The organism is Pseudomonas sp. UBA6699 (assembly GCF_002454615.1).
GTDB lineage: Bacteria > Pseudomonadota > Gammaproteobacteria > Pseudomonadales > Pseudomonadaceae > Aquipseudomonas > Aquipseudomonas juntendi.
The window spans coordinates 50,712-66,938 of the sequence record NZ_DKJF01000017.1 but is presented as its reverse complement, the minus strand read 5'-3'; the positions used below and the strand labels follow the sequence as shown (position 1 = coordinate 66,938).

Annotated in this window: 25 protein-coding genes; 24 read left to right on the top strand and 1 reads right to left on the bottom strand. The window is 60.7% G+C overall.

Going from position 1 to position 16,227, the window contains the following annotated elements; genetic code table 11:
* Positions 1-687 carry a S24 family peptidase gene (locus B3361_RS02895; protein WP_286920084.1) on the bottom strand — a complete coding sequence of 229 codons (687 nt, stop codon included), beginning with the start codon at positions 685-687 and terminating at the stop codon, positions 1-3.
* A 116-nt stretch (positions 688-803) separates the two neighbouring features.
* Between B3361_RS02895 and B3361_RS02890 the strand changes: the two genes are divergently transcribed.
* From B3361_RS02890 to B3361_RS02775, 24 genes are all read left to right on the top strand, one after another.
* Positions 804-1,043: a helix-turn-helix domain-containing protein gene (locus B3361_RS02890; RefSeq protein ID WP_286920083.1), complete on the top strand. Its 240-nt coding sequence runs from the start codon at positions 804-806 to the stop codon at positions 1,041-1,043.
* A gap of 2 nt (positions 1,044-1,045) precedes the next feature.
* On the top strand, positions 1,046-1,354 hold the full coding sequence (locus B3361_RS02885; protein WP_286920082.1) for a transcriptional regulator: 309 nt from the start codon (positions 1,046-1,048) through the stop codon (positions 1,352-1,354).
* Positions 1,355-1,356: 2 nt separating this feature from the next.
* Complete coding sequence (locus tag B3361_RS02880) at positions 1,357-2,262, top strand: DnaT-like ssDNA-binding domain-containing protein (RefSeq protein ID WP_286920081.1); 906 nt, start codon at positions 1,357-1,359, stop codon at positions 2,260-2,262.
* Positions 2,263-2,296: 34 nt separating this feature from the next.
* Complete coding sequence (locus tag B3361_RS02875) at positions 2,297-2,770, top strand: hypothetical protein (RefSeq protein ID WP_286920080.1); 474 nt, start codon at positions 2,297-2,299, stop codon at positions 2,768-2,770.
* Positions 2,767-3,108 (top strand): hypothetical protein, encoded by a 342-nt coding sequence (locus B3361_RS02870; protein WP_286920079.1) that lies wholly within the window; start codon positions 2,767-2,769, stop codon positions 3,106-3,108. Before B3361_RS02875 ends, B3361_RS02870 begins: the two co-directional genes overlap by 4 nt.
* A complete protein-coding gene (locus tag B3361_RS02865) occupies positions 3,101-3,544 on the top strand; it encodes a RusA family crossover junction endodeoxyribonuclease (protein WP_286920078.1) in 444 nt (147 codons plus the stop codon). The genes B3361_RS02870 and B3361_RS02865 overlap by 8 nt, the downstream gene beginning before the upstream one ends.
* An 8-nt stretch (positions 3,545-3,552) precedes the next feature.
* Positions 3,553-4,248: an HNH endonuclease gene (locus B3361_RS02860; RefSeq protein WP_286920077.1), complete on the top strand. Its 696-nt coding sequence runs from the start codon at positions 3,553-3,555 to the stop codon at positions 4,246-4,248.
* Complete coding sequence (locus B3361_RS02855; RefSeq protein WP_286920076.1) at positions 4,245-4,874, top strand: hypothetical protein; 630 nt, start codon at positions 4,245-4,247, stop codon at positions 4,872-4,874. Before B3361_RS02860 ends, B3361_RS02855 begins: the two co-directional genes overlap by 4 nt.
* Before the next feature lie 174 nt (positions 4,875-5,048).
* A complete protein-coding gene (locus B3361_RS02850; protein ID WP_286920075.1) occupies positions 5,049-5,336 on the top strand; it encodes a holin in 288 nt (95 codons plus the stop codon).
* Positions 5,323-5,832 (top strand): glycoside hydrolase family protein, encoded by a 510-nt coding sequence (locus tag B3361_RS02845; RefSeq protein WP_286920074.1) that lies wholly within the window; start codon positions 5,323-5,325, stop codon positions 5,830-5,832. The genes B3361_RS02850 and B3361_RS02845 overlap by 14 nt, the downstream gene beginning before the upstream one ends.
* Positions 5,829-6,056: a hypothetical protein gene (locus B3361_RS02840; RefSeq protein ID WP_286920073.1), complete on the top strand. Its 228-nt coding sequence runs from the start codon at positions 5,829-5,831 to the stop codon at positions 6,054-6,056. The genes B3361_RS02845 and B3361_RS02840 overlap by 4 nt, the downstream gene beginning before the upstream one ends.
* 4 nt (positions 6,057-6,060) lie before the next feature.
* On the top strand, positions 6,061-6,516 hold the full coding sequence (locus B3361_RS02835) for a lysis system i-spanin subunit Rz (protein ID WP_286920072.1): 456 nt from the start codon (positions 6,061-6,063) through the stop codon (positions 6,514-6,516).
* On the top strand, positions 6,513-6,749 hold the full coding sequence (locus B3361_RS02830) for a hypothetical protein (protein ID WP_232892026.1): 237 nt from the start codon (positions 6,513-6,515) through the stop codon (positions 6,747-6,749). The genes B3361_RS02835 and B3361_RS02830 overlap by 4 nt, the downstream gene beginning before the upstream one ends.
* A 13-nt stretch (positions 6,750-6,762) precedes the next feature.
* Complete coding sequence (locus tag B3361_RS02825; RefSeq protein ID WP_286920071.1) at positions 6,763-7,308, top strand: terminase small subunit; 546 nt, start codon at positions 6,763-6,765, stop codon at positions 7,306-7,308.
* Positions 7,268-8,725, top strand: coding sequence for a terminase large subunit domain-containing protein (locus tag B3361_RS02820; RefSeq protein WP_286920070.1), 1,458 nt, complete (start codon positions 7,268-7,270; stop codon positions 8,723-8,725). Before B3361_RS02825 ends, B3361_RS02820 begins: the two co-directional genes overlap by 41 nt.
* A 12-nt stretch (positions 8,726-8,737) precedes the next feature.
* On the top strand, positions 8,738-9,001 hold the full coding sequence (locus B3361_RS02815) for a hypothetical protein (RefSeq protein WP_232892023.1): 264 nt from the start codon (positions 8,738-8,740) through the stop codon (positions 8,999-9,001).
* Between the two features lie 2 nt (positions 9,002-9,003).
* Positions 9,004-10,692, top strand: a complete 1,689-nt coding sequence (locus tag B3361_RS02810; protein WP_232892022.1) for a portal protein — start codon at positions 9,004-9,006, stop codon at positions 10,690-10,692.
* Positions 10,693-11,004: a hypothetical protein gene (locus B3361_RS02805; RefSeq protein WP_232892021.1), complete on the top strand. Its 312-nt coding sequence runs from the start codon at positions 10,693-10,695 to the stop codon at positions 11,002-11,004.
* Positions 11,001-11,663 carry a hypothetical protein gene (locus B3361_RS02800; protein ID WP_232892020.1) on the top strand — a complete coding sequence of 221 codons (663 nt, stop codon included), beginning with the start codon at positions 11,001-11,003 and terminating at the stop codon, positions 11,661-11,663. Before B3361_RS02805 ends, B3361_RS02800 begins: the two co-directional genes overlap by 4 nt.
* A gap of 16 nt (positions 11,664-11,679) precedes the next feature.
* Complete coding sequence (locus tag B3361_RS02795; protein WP_198748503.1) at positions 11,680-12,675, top strand: major capsid protein; 996 nt, start codon at positions 11,680-11,682, stop codon at positions 12,673-12,675.
* 10 nt (positions 12,676-12,685) lie between these two features.
* Positions 12,686-13,078 (top strand): Bbp16 family capsid cement protein, encoded by a 393-nt coding sequence (locus B3361_RS02790; protein WP_070096240.1) that lies wholly within the window; start codon positions 12,686-12,688, stop codon positions 13,076-13,078.
* Complete coding sequence (locus B3361_RS02785; RefSeq protein ID WP_198748504.1) at positions 13,071-13,364, top strand: hypothetical protein; 294 nt, start codon at positions 13,071-13,073, stop codon at positions 13,362-13,364. The genes B3361_RS02790 and B3361_RS02785 overlap by 8 nt, the downstream gene beginning before the upstream one ends.
* Before the next feature lie 56 nt (positions 13,365-13,420).
* A complete protein-coding gene (locus B3361_RS02780) occupies positions 13,421-14,056 on the top strand; it encodes a hypothetical protein (protein ID WP_198748505.1) in 636 nt (211 codons plus the stop codon).
* Positions 14,053-16,185, top strand: coding sequence for a hypothetical protein (locus B3361_RS02775; protein WP_286920069.1), 2,133 nt, complete (start codon positions 14,053-14,055; stop codon positions 16,183-16,185). Before B3361_RS02780 ends, B3361_RS02775 begins: the two co-directional genes overlap by 4 nt.
* The last annotated feature ends 42 nt before the right edge of the window (positions 16,186-16,227 follow it).

Below are 16,227 nucleotides of genomic sequence, written 5' to 3'. Positions count from 1 at the left end.
CTAAAGCCCCATCATTTTTGTGTCGATAACACGCCCAACAATCTCAATTTCGTCTTCTATATGTAAAACTTTGTATTCCGCATTAAGTGACTTTAAGTAAATCATGCCGGCATCATTCATATATTGTTTGAATGTAAGATGTCCGTTTGGCAATTTTACAATGTAGTATTTACCCTGCTCAGCTTTTGAGGCGGGGTGAACCAGTATAAGCATTCCATCAGGGAAGGTAGGGCAGGTAGCCGACACCATTGAGTCGCCAAACACGCGAAGCCAATAGCCATCTTCTGTAGCGTCTTTTGTCGTGTGGTGGAACTCTGTTCCCTCCACGACGAAACATGAGTTCTCAGACTCATGCCACTCCTTCGCTTCTTCCCATGTTAGGAGTGGGTATCTCTTTATGGTGAATGGTTTGTTGGAGAGGGCTCTGTTTTCTTCTGGTGTAACGACTACAAGGTTGTCATAGAAAGCTTCGGAATATTTGTTCCTTGGCATCACATGTTCTATGTGTGACACAACTTCCATGTTGAGTGCCTTCATGATTCTGGAGAGTAGCTCTTGGCTTGCGCCCTGTTTTCCGCGCTCAAGACGTGACAGGTTCCCAGAGTCGGTATCAACCTGGTTGGCAAGCTCTTCCAGGGTAAGGCCCCTGGCCTTTCGTGCTGATCTGATTCTTTGTCCGATATCCATCTGCTGATTTTCTGCCTGTGCTGCGTAAGGCGCAAAGCGCCCGGCGCAGATTTTTGTTGCGTGAAATCTGCGTTGTGCGCAGAATTGAATTGAACCCACCCACGAAGGCACATCCCATGTCCCCTCTGAAACGAGCACGACTGTCCCGCAAGTGGACGCTGGCCGATGTCACGGCACGCGTTGCTGCGCTGGGCGACCGCCTCGATTCGGGAAACCTCTCCCGGGTTGAGCGCGGCGAACAGAAGGCATCCACCGCACTGGCTGAAAAGCTGGTTCAGGTTTTTGACGGTGAGCTGACCGAAATCCACATCCTGTACCCCGAGCGGTTCGCCGGGGCCGATGACGTGGCGGCCTGATCATGTCGACCACTCAATTAAGCCCGGAGCAGGCCGCAAGAGCCCGCAAGAATCTGCACTTCATCTTGCAGCGGGTGACGTCAGTCGGTAATGCGCCGATCGCGCTTGCAATCGGTTGCGACGAAGCGACGGTCAGCCGCATGCGTCCGGAGAAGTTCGAGCAGTTCGCCCAGATCCTGTCGGTGCTTGGCCTGAAGGTCGTGCCCAGCGAGATGCGCTGCTTCAACGAGCGCGACATCGAGATGTTCATCCACGGTTCAAAGCGCTGGATGGAACACGTCCAGGGCCTGGACCAGCTCGAGGAGGGTTGACCGTGGACTGGCTCAGGCTCTGGCATGACATGCCAAACGACCCGAAGTGGCGGACCATTGCGCGCCTTTCCAGCCAGCCTATTGCCCTGGTGCAGGCTATGTACTTGCACCTGCTTGTCGATGCGTCACGAAATGTCACGCGTGGTCACGTGACAGTCACGAAAGAGGACATTGCGTCCGCTTTGGACGTGACAGAGGAACAAATCGAGTCAATTTTTTCTGCCATGCAGGGCCGGGTTTTGGACGGCGATTGCGTGACTGGCTGGGCCAAGCGCCAGCCGAAGCGCGAGGATGCTGGATCAGCTGAAACCGGCGCCAAATCTGCTGCGCAGCGGAAAAGGGAGCAGCGAGAGCGCCAGAAAGCAGAGCAGGAAAAGCAGGGTTGTCACGACGAGTCACGCACTGTCACGACAAGTCACGACAGATTAGATACAGATACAGATAAAGAAACACCACCACCAGCGCGCGAGGACGTTTTCGATTCGCGCACTCGGTTCGCCATGACCTCGGACTGGCAGCCAGACACCAAGACCTTCCCAGCCGCCCTGATGCAGCTCGGCATCCCAGGGATCCAGGTCAGCCAAGACGACTTCCTCGAATTCCGTTCGTTCTGGATCGCAACGCCAGACGATCACCGCACCCAGGCCAAGTGGGAACACGCCTTGGCAAGCCACCTGAAACGCAATCTCCGCAACCAACAAGCCGGGGGAGTACGCCATGCACCAGCCAACCAAGCAGGTGGCCGACCTGGTCGCCAGGCTCCAATGTCAGCCGTCGACCGCGTCAAGGCCGCAATTGCAGAGCGAGAAGCCCGAGAAGCTGCCGCAGAAGGGCATGGACAAGCTCTGGGTGAAGATGACGGAGATCTACGGCCACCGTTGGACGTCGAGTTTCGGCGTATCAGCTGACCCTGATCACTCCTGGGCCACGGTGCTCGGAGGTTTGAACAAGGATCAGCTGGCCCAAGGCCTGAACGCCTTGGTGAGCCGCGGTGATGAGTTCGACTGGCCGCCGCCAGCGCATGTTTTCCGCAAGCTCTGCCTCGAAGTACCAGGCCTGCCCCCAATCGATCGAGCCTGGCACGAAGCCCTGCTGGGCAAGTACAGCCACGAAGCGGTGAAGGTAGCAGCCGAAGCCACCGGCACCTTCGACCTGCGCCAGGCAAAAGCCACCGACAAGGCCCTGTACCAGCGCTTCGAACGTAACTACGCCATCGTCCAGCGCCGCGCTCAGAACGCGCAGCCCCTCGACGGCAAGATCGCCCAGGGCATCGAGCACGAGAGCGGCATGAAGGCCCAGCTTGCCAAGTCCCACCAGGAAGCCCGCGACCTGGTCACCGCACAGAACATCCCCACTGACGGCAAGGCAGCACGCGCGCTGCTGCTGGCCAAGCTCGGCATTCGGAGGCCGGCATGAAAGTCCATTCTCTTTGCGATTGCTCGAAATGCCAGGTTCGCCAGCAGATCGACGCAGAAGGCGTGATGCTGATCCAGTTGGAGCAGCTGCAGACGACCATCCAGAGCCTGACTGCTGAGCGCGACGAGCTGATTGGCAAAGCCACAGCCCTGGCCCGTGACGTATCGATCGCCCGCCGCCAGAAGTCGCAGTACTTCCGCGCGGTGAAATGGTTCTTGGCCAACACCAATATCGACCCGAAGGAAGTGCCGGGGCCTGTGCGTCACACGCTGGTGTTCGTCGTGGGCCGGCTGATCGCCAAGGCTCAGCGCGCTGCAGGCGAGGTGGTCAATGGATAACTTGGATGCGGTGAATTTCCGCGTTCCTGGCGAGCCGCAAGGCAAGGGGCGCCCGCGTATTGGCAAGGTTGGGCAGCACTCGCGCATGTTCACACCGCAGAAGACCGTGGCCTACGAGGGCCTGATCGCCATGTTGGCCCAGAACGCCATGCAGGGCAGGGAGGTCATCACTCGCCCCGTGATGCTCGAAATGCTGATGGAACACCCAATCCGCCCATCCTGGAGCAAGAAGAAACAGGCCCAGGCACTGGCCGGCGAGATCCTGCCCACCGTGAAGTGCGATGCCGACAACTGCATCAAGGCCGTGTGTGACGCGCTGAACGGCGTCGTTTGGCGTGATGACGTGCAGGTGGTGAAGCTGTTCCTCACCAAGAAGTTTTCCGCAGTTCCGGGCCTCACCGTGCGTGTTGTGCCGCTCGAAAAACTGGCGGCTTAGGAGTGACCATGCAAGACAAGTTCAGGGGTGTGAGCGCCCACAAGGACGGCGGATGGACCGCTTTCATCGGTTTTGAGGGAAAGCGCCGTTATCTGGGCTGGCACCGAGAGTTTGCACAGGCCAAGGAAGCCCGACTTGCCGCCGAGGTCGAGTTGTTCGGTGCATTCTTCGATCGCCGGCCGGTGGAAGTCCGTGAGGATCACGCGCTAATTCCTCTGCACGGACAGCGGGGCGTGTTCTACGGCTACGCGATGATTGATCTGTGTGATCTGGACGATGTGAAGGACATTGCCTGGACGCTTGACCCGCGTGGATACGTGGCCGGCCGCCCGCCTGGAGCGAAGAACTCCACCACTTTGCACCGCTGGATCTTCTTCGGCCTGGCCAAGGGTGGCGGGGTTGACCATATCGATGGGAACCGTATCGACAACCGTCGGGCGAATCTTCGCCTTGCAACCCAGGCCCAGAACTCCAGAAACACCAGGATTGCCACCAACAACACCAGCGGGTTCAAAGGCGTTTCCCGAACTTGTGAAGGCCGCTGGCGAGCACGGATCACAATCAACCGAGTCGAAGTGCGCCTGGGGCACTTCGATACCCAGGAGCAGGCGGCAGAGGCGTACGACGTTGCTGCAGCGAAGTATCACGGCGAGTTTGCTTCACCCAATGGCAACTACGCGGAACTACGCAAGGGGGCTGTATGAAGCTGTTCAGCGCACGTTTGGCATGGCACGACGCGTTCTACACGCCCTGGGACAGCGTCATGCATCACGGCCTCGAGGGGGCAAAGCTCGCGAAGCGTGGTTACGTGGCAAGCGAAACCCGGCCAGAGCGCTGGGAGAACACGGGCAAGTGCGCCCACATGGCGCTGGCAGGGCGCGTGCAGCACGCCATCGCCAGTCTGCCGCTGGACTACCAGCAGTTCGGGCACCACCTCTACGCCCCCGTCATCACCACCGAGGTGTCGAACAACTGGGAAGAAGTGGCGCTGGCCAAGCTGGCCGGCCACGTGCACTTGGACCTGAAGCGGCGCGGGGAGAAGCGCACCTGCAGGCCGTACAGCCGCGAGTGGTGGGTTGCCCGGGGCGTGCTGGTCCGGTACCGGCATATGGTTCAGGGCGGCATGGGCGCCAACCCTGACCCGATGGCCGCTCAGTGGGTGTTCAGGGAGTGGCTGGCGGACAACCACGGCGTCGAGCTGGACAGTCGCAACTGGTCCCGGCAATGGGGCTGGCTGGTGCAGCTGATGTTCGATCAGGCGGGGATCATCGACGGTATGTGCCTGAGGCCGGTGGGGCGCGTGCTGAGCGAGGAAAGAGAGGCCGCTTGACAGAAATGTGCGGGTTTCGGCATGATTTCCCCACTGTGACAAGCAGCACCCGAAACACTAAAACCCGCCATTGAGCGGGTTTTTTGTTGCCTGCAAACAATCCCCAGACCCCGCCATTGAGCGGGGTTTCGCGTTTCTGGAGGCCCCATGAAAGCCCCAGGCTGGAGAAACCCTATGTCAAAACCGGAAGGCATCGTCGAAGCTTTAGGCGCCTCCGTGGCGAACAAGGGCATGCTGGTGGGCGCTACCACTGGTGTGGCCGGCTGGCTGACCCAAGTGAACTGGATTGGCGTCTGTGGCGTGCTGATAGCGGCGCTTGGCTTTCTGGTGAACACTTGGTTCCGCTGGCGTCAGGAACAGAGAGAGATCGCCATCCGCCAGGCCCAGGAGTTGCGCGAGGCTGCCGAGAGCGCCGCCCGCATCGCCTACTACCGCGAGCGTTGCGAAATTGAGCGCCCGTAATCGAATCGCGGTCAGCCTGCTGACTATGAGCCTTGCAGGCTTCGGCGCCTGGAAGGCCAGCGAGGGTTTTACCGACGTGGCCGTCATCCCCACCAAGGGCGACGTTCCAACCATCGGCCATGGTTCCACCAGGTGGGAAGACGGCACGCCCGTGAAAATGGGAGACACCATCACCCGCCAGCGTGCCGAGGTGCTGGCCCGCACCCTGAACAGCAAGGCCGAGAAGCAGTTTGCCGCCAGCCTGCCGGGCGTGAAGCTGCATCAGGAAGAGTTCGATCTGTACATGGACTTCGTCGGTCAGTACGGCATGGGCAATTGGCGGCCATCCTCGATTCGCCGCGACCTGCTGGCCGGCAACTACGTCCAGGCCTGCAACGACCTGCTCAAGTACAAGTTCGCTGCTGGCTACGACTGCTCGACACCGGGCAACAAGCGCTGCTGGGGCGTATGGCAGCGCCAGCTGGAGCGCCACGCTAAGTGCATAGGCGCGCAATGAGCCGGAAGCAGCCATACACGCCCTGCAAGCTGTACGTCGACGGCGCTGATGGCATTGCGGTCGGCGACTTCATCACCACCGCCGCCGGTTCTGCATACCTGGTGCAGACGCTCCGGGTGAACCGCAAGCGGCCAGAGCGCAAGCACATGGACTGTCTGCGCTGGCCCACGGCCGAGATCCCCGCTGACGCACGCTGCTACCAGATGACCTGGTACAAGAGGTAACCCGATGACCAACTACCTGATCGCCGGCCTGCTGGCTTGCGGCGTCGTCATGTACGCAGGCTGGCAGAAGATCGAGGCTCAGTCCTTGGCCCTGGACCAGGCCACTAAGCAGGTGCGAACCCTTGAGGCCGCGGCCGAGTCCCGCCGCAACACCATCAAGCTGCTGGCCGACCTCGACACCCAACACACCCAGGAGCGCGAACGTGCGAACCAGACCAATGCCAGCCTTCGTGCTGATGTCGCTGCTGGCCAGCGCCGGCTGTCAGTCCTCGCCACCCGCTGCACCGCCGCAGGATCTACCACCACCGCCGGCCTGGGTCATGCAGAAGCGCGAGCCGAACTTGACCCAGCGGCTGCTGAACGAATTGTCCGAATCGCCAACGACGGCGACGACGCCATCCGCCAATTGAACGCCCTGCAGGACTACGTCCGCATGGCATGCCAAGGAACCGCGCCATGAGTCAGTACGAAGTAAGCACCCCTGACGGTGTTCTGCACCGCGTAGAAGCTGTAACGCATGTTCGTGACTCCAATGGACTCACTCTGCTGGTTGAGGGCGGCAAGGCCGTGGCCATGTTTCCGGTGTTCAACTGGATGCGCTTGGTCAATGTGGTTGTTGATACCGGCACCAGCAGCACCAGCGAAACCACCACCAGCGGCGAGGTTGTAGCCCCGGCCGCATCCGGCGAGTAAATAACCAATGGCCATGACCGTGAAACGCCATCGGTTCGTGGCCGAGTACCTGAAAGACCTGAATGCCACCCAGGCAGCAATACGGGCCGGGTACGCGAAGAGGGGGGCCAAGGACCAGGCCTATCAGCTCATGCAGCTGCCTGAGGTGGCCCAGGCCATCGAAAAGGCCATGGGCGACCGCAGCGAGCGCTTGAAGGTCGATGCCGACTACGTGCTGCAACGGCTTGTAGAGATTGACCAGCTCGACCTGCTGGACATTCTGGAGGACGACCTGTCGCTCAAGCCGCTCAAGCATTGGCCCAAGGCATGGCGTCAGTACCTGGTGGGCTTCGACTTGGCCGAGATGTTCGAAGGCCAGGGCAAGGACCGGGACATGGTCGGCATCCTCAAGAAGATCAAGTGGCCCGACAAGGTCCGCAATCTTGAGCTGCTGGGCAAACACATGCACGTCAACGCATTCCGGGAGCAGGTGAACCATACCGGCAACATCAACTTCACGGACATGACGGACGAAGAACTTGAACGCCGTATTGCCAAGCTCTCCGGCCAGCAGGGCTGAGAAGCAGGAACTACTGGCGCTGCTGGAAGAGCGAAAGCGGCGTAATGCCCAGCGCCTGTACCTGCTGCAGTTCGAATCGCTGTACGAATGGCAGCTCAAGTTCGTCAGGGCCACGGCTGACTTCTCGTCGTGCATGCTCATGGCTGGCAACCGGGTCGGTAAGACTCGCACCGGCCTCACGATCGATGCTGTGCACCTGCTGGGCGACTACCCGGCCGACTGGGAAGGGCATCGGTTCAACCACGCGCCCCTGTGCTGGCTGCTGGGCTACTCCATGGAGAAGACCCGCGACCTGCTGCAGAAGCCGCTATTCGGTACCTACGAGAATGGCAAGTGGTCGGGCGGTCTGATACCGGCTGACCGTATCGTCGGCCACCTTTCCGCCAGCGGCACACCCGGTGCGATGCGCGAGATCAGGGTGAGACACGCGTCAGGCGACGTGGCCACGGTGCAGTTCTGGTCCTACAGCCAGGGCCAGCACGCAATCATGGGTGATAGCGTCGACTGGTACCACATCGACGAAGAGCCCGAAGACAAAGAGATCTACCCGCAGGTCATCACCCGCACAGCCACAGGCGACCGTGGGCGAGGCGGGCGGGGCATTTTGACCTTCACCCCTGAAAACGGGCGAACCGAACTGGTCGTCAAGTTCATGGACGATCCGGGTGAAGGCCAGTACATGCAGCGCGCTACCTGGGATGACGCGCCGCACCTCACCGACAAAATCAAGGCGGAGCTGCTCAGTGCATACCCGGCTTGGCAGCGCGATATGCGTACAAAGGGGCTTCCATTGCTCGGCACCGGCCTGATCTTCGACTTCGGCGACGACGACATCAAGTGCGCCCCGTTCCCGTGCCCCGACCACTTCTGGGTCATCAACGGCCTGGACTTCGGGTGGGATCACCCGCAGGCGCACGTGCAGCTGTGGATCGACATGGAGGCGGATGTGGTCTACGTCGCCCATGCCTGGAAGCAGTCGAGGGTCACCCCAGTAACAGCCTGGGGCTCGGTCAAGTCTTGGGCCCAGCATGTGCCAACGGCCTGGCCAAGCGATGGCTTGCAGTCCGAGAAGTCATCGGGCGACGAGCAGAAGAAGGCCTACGCCGATGCTGGCTGGAACATGCTGCCCGAGCACGCAACGTGGCCTGAGGGTGGCGTGGGCGTGGAGGCCGGCCTGGTCCAGATGTACGAGCGCATGACTACCGGCCGCTGGAAGGTGTTCAGCCACCTAAGCGGCTTCTTCGAAGAGAAGATGAACTACCACCGCGACGAGAAGGGCCGGATCGTCAAGCTTGGCGACGATATTCTGGCTGCAGCGCGGTACGCCTACATGATGCGGCGCTTCGCCCGTCAGCGGTTCCAGTGCAAGCCTGTTACGCGCGGCACCCATCAATCCCATTACGATCCATTCAACTGAGGACAACCCCCCATGGGCGGAGCAGTCAAAAGCGTGGCCAATGTCGCCACCCTGGGCCTGAGCAATGCGGTGCTCGGTGACTCTTTCGACACGCCGAAGACCGATACCACCACGGCCCAGGACGTGGACACCAACGATGTGTCCAATGCATCCGCGCAGGGCCTGGCAGACGACAAGCGCCGTCGCGCGCGAGCAGCGGGACTGTCGTCGACCATCCTTGGTGGTGCAAGCGCCCAGGCTGCACCGACCGCCACCAAGACTTTGCTCGGATCCTGATCATGGCTGACACCCTGCGCCAGCGCGCCGAAAAACGCCTCGGCATGCTCAAAACTGAGCGCACGTCCTGGGAGACGAACTGGCGCGAGCTGTCGGACTTCATCCAGCCCATGCGCTCCCGTCTGCTAGGCGATCAGCAGGCCAACAAGGGTGATCGTCGCAACGGCAAGATCATCAACAACGAGGCGACCGAGGATAGCGGCGCACTTGCCGCCGGCATGATGTCTGGGCTTACCTCTCGTTCACGCCCTTGGTTCAACCTGGTGGTGCAGAACAAGCAGGCCATGGAGTTTGGACCAGTCAAAAGCTGGCTGTTCGAAGCATCGGAGCGCATGCGCGATGTGCTGCTGCGCTCCAACTACTACAACTGCCAGCACGTTTCCTACCTCGAAATGGGCGTGTTCGGTACCGGCGCCATCTGGATCGACGCTGATCCAAAGACCGGTATCCGCTGCGAGGTATTCACCGCCGGCGAGTACTACGTTGCCAACGGCGCCGACGGCAAGTGCAACAGCTTCTACCGCGAGTTCAAGCTGACAGCTGCGCAAATGGCTGAGAGGTTCGGCAAGGAAAACCTCAGCGTGCAAGCGCAGAACGCCCTGGAGCAGTCGCAGCAAGACCAGTGGTTTGACTGCGTGCAGATGGTGGAGCCAAACGCCGATCACGCGCCTGGGTCGAAGGTAAGCCGGCTGCTTCCGTTCGTATCGCTGGTATGGGAGAAGTCGGCACCGGCTGACAAGGTGCTCGAGCACAAAGGCTTCCACGAATTTCCTGTGGCCGTGATGCGCTGGGATGCTCTGCCGGGCGATTGCTATGGCACTGGCCCGGGCCGGCGCTGCCTTGGCGATATCAAGGCCCTGCAGCTGTACGAGCGCAGTTCAGCGCGCTTAGTCGAGACGGGCGCCAACCCGGCCATGCAGGCGCCGACCAACCTGCGTGACCAGGCCAGCTCAACCCTGCCTGGCTCGATCACCTACGTCGACCAGGTTGGCGGCCAGAACCAGATGGCGCCGATCTACACCCCCGATGCGAAGTGGCTGCAGTTCATCGAGTCCAAGATCGGCAAGCACGAAGGCCGCATTCGCCGGTCGTTCTACACCGACCTGTTCCTGATGATCAGCCAGATGGACGACGTCCGGACGGCTACCGAGATCAACGCCAGGCGCGAAGAGAAGATGTCCATGCTGGGCCCCGTGGTCGAGCGTGTGGACTTCGAAGGCCTCGACCCGATCATTGAGCGCGTCTTCGGCATCATGCTGCGCCAGTCTCTGCCAATCTGGGCCGGTCTGGTCGATGGTGAGCCGCTGCTGCCCGAGCCTCCGGAAGAGATCGGCGATACCGTGGTAGAGGCCGATTACATTTCGATCCTGGCCCAGGCGCAGAAAGCTTCGGCGGTTACCGGCCTGGAGCGCATCGCTTCGACCATCGGCAACCTTTCGGCCGCGTTCCCTGAGGTGCGTGACAAGTTCGATGCCGATCAGTGGGTGGACGAGTACGGCGAGGCCATTGGCGTGGTGCCTACCGTCATCCGTGGTGATGAAGCGGTCGCCGCCATTCGCGAGCAGCGTGCACAGCAGCAACAGCAGGCAGAGGCCCAGCAGGCCATGGCCAATGGCGTCCAGGCCGCCAAGCTCCTGTCCGAAACACAGATCACGGGCGACAACGCGCTCGGCCAGATCCTCGGAGCCTAAATGTTCTACGAAGACGATATCTCGCTGCAGCGGGAGGAATCGACGCGCCTGGCGAAACAGCAGCGCATCTCCGATGTACGCGCCCAGATGGCAACCCAGACCGGGCGCCGCTTCGTGTGGCGGTTGCTGGTTGATACCCGCTTCGAGAGCCAAAAAACCCTGTTCGACACCCATGGCGGCCGGCAGAGCTACCTGATCGGCGCCTACGAGGTTGGCCGCGCCATGGCCGACGAGATCCGAACCCTGTGCCCTGAGCAGTACCTGCTGATGGTCCGGGAAAACACCCCTAGTACAGAGGAAAACGCCCAATGAACATGTTCGTGCACCGTGCCCTTGGGCACTTCCTGATGGACGAATCGAATCCCGATGGTGGTCCTGCAGGTGGCGCCACACCACCCGCAAGCGACCCGGCAGCGCCGCCGTCGCAACCGCCTGCTGTTGATCCGGCACAGGCACCGCAGCAACCCCCAGCCCAAGCACCAGCAGAGCCGCTGGCGCCGGTTGTCCCAGAAGCCTACGCGTTCGCCAACCTGCCAGATGGTTACTCCATCAGTGAAGAGCAGCTGGCCGCGTTCTCGCCAGTGCTGAAGGAACTGGGCCTGACCCAAGAGCAGGCAGACAAGCTCGTTGCATTCGATGCCCAGCGATCCCTGGCGGCACAAGAGGCAAGCCAGCAGCAGGCTGTTGAGTTCCGCAACAAGCAGGTGGGCGAGTGGGAAACCGCATTGCGCAATGACGCCACGTTCGGGGGCGCCAACTTCGACGCCAACGTCGCGGTAGCGCAACAGGCCCTGGCTGCATACGGGACGCCTGAACTGAGCGCAATGCTCAGCGAATCTGGCCTTGGCACCCATCCGGAAGTGGTTCGCTTCTTCCACAAGGTCGGCAAGGAGCTGGGCGAGGGCAAGCTGCACCGCACCACCACCGAAGTCCCTAAAACCGAAATGACCATCGTTGACGCCTTCCGGTAAGGCAAAGGAGTAACAAGTGGGAATCCTCACCTCGACCATGCCCACGCTGATCGACAAGTTCAGCCGGCAGGACAGCACGCAAAAAATCATGAAGATCGTCGAGACCATGGCTCGACAGAACGACATCCTGCAGGACGCCGAGTACATGGAGTGCAACGACGGCTCCAAGCACAAGACCACCATGCGCTCCGGCATCCCTGAGCCGACCTTCCGCATGTACAACCAGGGCGTTCAGCCAAGCAAATCGACCACCATTCCCGTGATTGACACCACTGGCATGATGACCGACTACGGCCTGGTCGATAAGGAATTGGCCGATCTCAGCGGCAACGCCGATGCGTTTCGAGCTTCCGAGAACCTCGGCAAGCTTCAGGGGTTCAACAACAAGTCAGCTCGCTACATGTTCTATGGCAACACCCAGACTGAGCCACAGGCGTTTCTGGGCCTGGCGCCGCGCTACAACTCCCTTGCAGCTGAATCTGGCCGCAACATCGTTGACTCAGGCGGTACCGGGTCCACCAACACTTCGATCTGGATCGTTACCTGGGGCGAGCTCACCACACACCTGTTGTACCCGAAAGGCAGTGTCGCCGGCTTCCAGCATCAGTTCAAAGGCGAAGAAACCGTCAAGGACGATGTTGGCGGAGAGTTCCAGGCGTACCGCGATTACTTCAAGTGGGACATCGGCATGTCGGTACGGGATTGGCGAGCCAACGTCCGTGTCGCAAACATCGATGTCACCCAACTGACCAAGGATGCATCGGCTGGCGCCGACCTGATCGACCGCCTGATAACGGCCTACTACCTGGTCGACAACCCGATGCAGGGCGAGGGTCGGACCGTTATCTATGCGAACCGCACCATTCAGACCTTCCTGCACAAGCAGGCGATGAACGCCAAGAACGTCAACCTGACCCTGGGCGAGTACGCCGGCCGCAAGATCCCGGAACTGCTTGGCATCCCGATCAAGCGCTGCGACGAACTGCTCAACACCGAAGCCCGCGTGGTTTAAGGAGATCATCATGCTTTTCGACAAGAAGCTGCTCATGTCGAACGCCCAGGCGATCACCGCCTCGGCAGCTTCGACCGACGTTATCGACCGCGGCGACCAGAAAGACGTTGGCCGTGCGGGCGATATCCCGCTGTGCATCCAGGTGGTCGAGGCGTTCAACACCCTGACCAGCCTGACCATCGAGATGCAGGCCGATGACAACTCGGCGTTCAGCTCGCCGCGCAGTCTGTTCTCGGTGGTTGTGCCCCTGGCCGACCTGAAGGCCGGCTACCAAACGCCGATCATCACGCTACCGCAGAAGACCGAGCGTTATCTGCGCATGAACTACACCGTGACCGGGACTGCGCCAACCACTGGCAAGGTCACTGCCGGCATCGTTGCGGGGGTACAGACCAATGGTTAAGCGCTATCGCGTGACTCAGCGTTCGTTCATCAACGGCGCTCTGCTGGAGGCAGGTGCGGTCGTTTCGCTGATGATCGACTCGCCGGGCTCCAACCTGGAGCTGCTGGATGCGCCTGATGGGCAGGGCAGCGCCACACCGGCATTCACCGCCAAGCACAACGGTGGTGGCCGGTGGATCGTTGCTGATGCAGCCGGCGATAAGGTTGGCGACTTCATCGGCGCAAGCAAGGAAGAGGCTCAGGCCGAGGCGGATCGTCTGATCGCTGCCAGCAAATCTGACGCCTGAGCCAGCACCATCCTGCATCCAGGGCCCTTCGGGGCCCTTTTTCATGGAGTCAGTTCATGTCCTCAGTGATCGACATCTGCAACATGGCGCTTTTCCGCATCGGCAACGGCATGCGCATCGATGACCTGGAAGAGAACAGCCAGCCCGCCCGAATCTGCAAGCAGTTCTACGAGAGCAGCCGCGACTTTGTGCTGCGCGCCGACTGCGACTGGGGGTTTGCCACGGCCTTCGCACAACTGGCCGAGGTGGCGGACAACCCAAACCCCGAATACCCCTACGCGTACGCCGTGCCGAACGACTGCATGCGGGTTCGCCGCATCGTGAACCCGGTCTTTCCGCAGGGCGTATGGCCGGCCGGAATGGAGTGCCAGATGCCGGAGATCCCCCGCACCCCATTCCGCGTCATCAACGGCAGCAGCCAGCGCCTGATCAGCACCAATGTGTCGCCCGCGACCCTTGAATACACGCTGAAGGTCGAGTCGCCGGAGATGTTCGACCCAATCTTCGTGTCGGCATTGGCCTGGTACTTGGCAAGCCAGGTGGCAGGTCCGCTGGCGAAGGATGCCGGCATTGCCTCGGCTTGCGCTGGCGAATACAAGGCAGAGGTCCTGGTAGCCGCGGCTGCAGCACTCAACGAGGGCACAACGCAGTACCACCGCGAATCCATCTTCATCACGGGGCGCGGGGCATGAGCGAAGTCATTCAGCCGTCCTTCAGCGCTGGCGAGGTCGCGCCGGCAACCTATGCCCGTGTCGACCTTGGCCGGTACTACACCGCGCTCAAGACTTGCAGGAACTTCGTGGTGTTGCCCGAAGGTGGTGTACAGAACCGCTCTGGATTGAAGTTCATCACTGGGATGAAGAGCAACGCAGTGCGCGGGCGCTTGATCCCTTTCCAATTCTCGACTGAACAGACCTACATCCTGGAGTTCGGCAACCTGTACATCCGCTTCATCAGCATGGGTGGTCAGGTGATCAGCGGTGGTGTTCCGTACGAGATCAGCTCGCCCTACACCACGGCCCAACTGCAAGACCTAAAGTTCACCCAGTCAGCGGACGTGCTGACCATCGTTCATCCAGACCACCCGCCCCGTGAGCTTTCGCGCCTGGGACCAACCAACTGGACGTTGACCGCGATCACTTTCGAGCCTGGCATTGCTGCCCCAACCGGGCTGTCGGCATCCCCACGTACAGGTGGCAGCGGCGACACAACCGAGTACCAGTACAAGATCACAGCCGTCAGCAGCATTTCGGAAGGCTCGGTTGAGTCCTGGGCCAGTAATACAGCAACCGTGAACAGCTTTGACGACAAACCCGGCGCCACTCTATCGTGGGCCGCCGTCGCCGGGGCTGATCACTACAACGTGTACAAGAACAAGTCTTCTGGCGTCTTCGGTTTCATCGGGCAGTCGGCCGGCACCAACTTCACCGATATCAACATCACGCCCGAGACCGACAATACGGTACCCATCGGTTACAACCCGTTTGCCGATGGCAACAATCCTTCGGTGGTGGGCTACTACCAGCAGCGCATGGCGTTTGCTGCCAGCCGTGCCAGCCCGCAAACCGTATGGATGTCCCGTACTGGCGACTTCCATAACTTCGGCTATTCCGATCCGAACAAGGACGACGATGGGATTGAGTTCGTCATTGCCAGCCGGCAGGTCAACCAGATCCGTCACCTGGTATCGCTGCGCGAACTGCTGGCCATGACATCGGGCGCCGAGATCGCCATCACCGGTTCGAGCGATTCCGGCATCACCCCGGCCAACGTCTCGGCGGCCGAGCAAAGTTACTTCGGTTGCAGCGATGTGATCCCGGCTATTTACGCCAACACAGCCCTGTACATCCAAGCCCGGGGCGGCAAGCTGTCGACTCTGGCCTACAACTACGTTTCAGATGGCTTCCAGCCACAAGACGTGAGTGTGATGTCGTCGCACCTGCTGCGTGGGTTCACCATCCAGGATCAGGCCTTCGCCCTGGCGCCCAATGGTGTGCTCTGGATGGCCCGCAACGACGGTATGCTGCTGGGCTTCACCTTCCTGCCAGATCAGCAGGTCTTTGGCTGGAGCTGGCATGACACCGACGGCGAGGTCGAATCGGTGGCCAGCGTTCCCGAGGGCGATGAGGATGCCCTGTACCTGATCGTCAAGCGCACCATCAATGGCGCCACCAGGCGTTACATCGAGCGCATGGCCACCCGCCAGCTGACCAAGTTTGGCAGCGGCGATTACTGGTTTGATCGGGCCTTCTTCGTTGATTGCGGCCTGACCTACGATGGCCGGCGTGGCGGTAGCGCGGTGCTTCTGAATGGCGTCGACTGGAAGTATCCAGAGCAGTTGACCTTGTCGGTTTCTACGTCGACATTCAACTCTGGGATGGTTGGACGTAGCGTAATCATGTACGGCGGTGGCGACGAGACCAGCATCGGTGACGTTCTAACCGTGAAAATTACGAGTTATGCCTCGCCTACCGTGGTCATGGTAGAGCCACAAACCGTGGTGCCAGCATCGCTTCGAGGTATTCCCGCAACCCGCTGGGGCTTAGCTGCCACCACAATCAGCGGTCTTAGCCACTTGGAGGGCAAGACCGTCAGCATCCTTGGTGACGGCAACGTGGTGCCCCAGCAGGTTGTCACTGGCGGGTCGGTGACTTTGGACAGCCCAACCTTGGTTGCGCATATCGGCTTGCCGATCACAGCCGACTTTGAAACCTTGGATATCACCCTGCAGAACAACCAGTCGTTCCTGGGCAACAAGAAGCGCATCAACCAAGTGGTGGTGCTGTGCCAGGAAAGCCGCGGCAATCTTTGCCGGCCCTGATGCCGACCATCTGGACGAATTCAAGCAGCGCGCCGGCGAGAA

Coding starts and splice junctions, on each gene's coding strand:
- B3361_RS02785 (WP_198748504.1), top strand. CDS start 13,071: ATGGTTAAGCGCTATCGCGTGACTCAGCGTTCGTTCATCAACGGCGCT.
- B3361_RS02830 (WP_232892026.1), top strand. CDS start 6,513: ATGAGTCAGTACGAAGTAAGCACCCCTGACGGTGTTCTGCACCGCGTA.
- B3361_RS02810 (WP_232892022.1), top strand. CDS start 9,004: ATGGCTGACACCCTGCGCCAGCGCGCCGAAAAACGCCTCGGCATGCTC.
- B3361_RS02835 (WP_286920072.1), top strand. CDS start 6,061: ATGACCAACTACCTGATCGCCGGCCTGCTGGCTTGCGGCGTCGTCATG.
- B3361_RS02800 (WP_232892020.1), top strand. CDS start 11,001: ATGAACATGTTCGTGCACCGTGCCCTTGGGCACTTCCTGATGGACGAA.
- B3361_RS02850 (WP_286920075.1), top strand. CDS start 5,049: ATGTCAAAACCGGAAGGCATCGTCGAAGCTTTAGGCGCCTCCGTGGCG.
- B3361_RS02870 (WP_286920079.1), top strand. CDS start 2,767: ATGAAAGTCCATTCTCTTTGCGATTGCTCGAAATGCCAGGTTCGCCAG.
- B3361_RS02855 (WP_286920076.1), top strand. CDS start 4,245: ATGAAGCTGTTCAGCGCACGTTTGGCATGGCACGACGCGTTCTACACG.
- B3361_RS02815 (WP_232892023.1), top strand. CDS start 8,738: ATGGGCGGAGCAGTCAAAAGCGTGGCCAATGTCGCCACCCTGGGCCTG.
- B3361_RS02840 (WP_286920073.1), top strand. CDS start 5,829: ATGAGCCGGAAGCAGCCATACACGCCCTGCAAGCTGTACGTCGACGGC.
- B3361_RS02805 (WP_232892021.1), top strand. CDS start 10,693: ATGTTCTACGAAGACGATATCTCGCTGCAGCGGGAGGAATCGACGCGC.
- B3361_RS02825 (WP_286920071.1), top strand. CDS start 6,763: ATGACCGTGAAACGCCATCGGTTCGTGGCCGAGTACCTGAAAGACCTG.
- B3361_RS02860 (WP_286920077.1), top strand. CDS start 3,553: ATGCAAGACAAGTTCAGGGGTGTGAGCGCCCACAAGGACGGCGGATGG.
- B3361_RS02775 (WP_286920069.1), top strand. CDS start 14,053: ATGAGCGAAGTCATTCAGCCGTCCTTCAGCGCTGGCGAGGTCGCGCCG.
- B3361_RS02780 (WP_198748505.1), top strand. CDS start 13,421: ATGTCCTCAGTGATCGACATCTGCAACATGGCGCTTTTCCGCATCGGC.
- B3361_RS02895 (WP_286920084.1), bottom strand. CDS start 687: ATGGATATCGGACAAAGAATCAGATCAGCACGAAAGGCCAGGGGCCTT.
- B3361_RS02865 (WP_286920078.1), top strand. CDS start 3,101: ATGGATAACTTGGATGCGGTGAATTTCCGCGTTCCTGGCGAGCCGCAA.
- B3361_RS02790 (WP_070096240.1), top strand. CDS start 12,686: ATGCTTTTCGACAAGAAGCTGCTCATGTCGAACGCCCAGGCGATCACC.
- B3361_RS02885 (WP_286920082.1), top strand. CDS start 1,046: ATGTCGACCACTCAATTAAGCCCGGAGCAGGCCGCAAGAGCCCGCAAG.
- B3361_RS02890 (WP_286920083.1), top strand. CDS start 804: ATGTCCCCTCTGAAACGAGCACGACTGTCCCGCAAGTGGACGCTGGCC.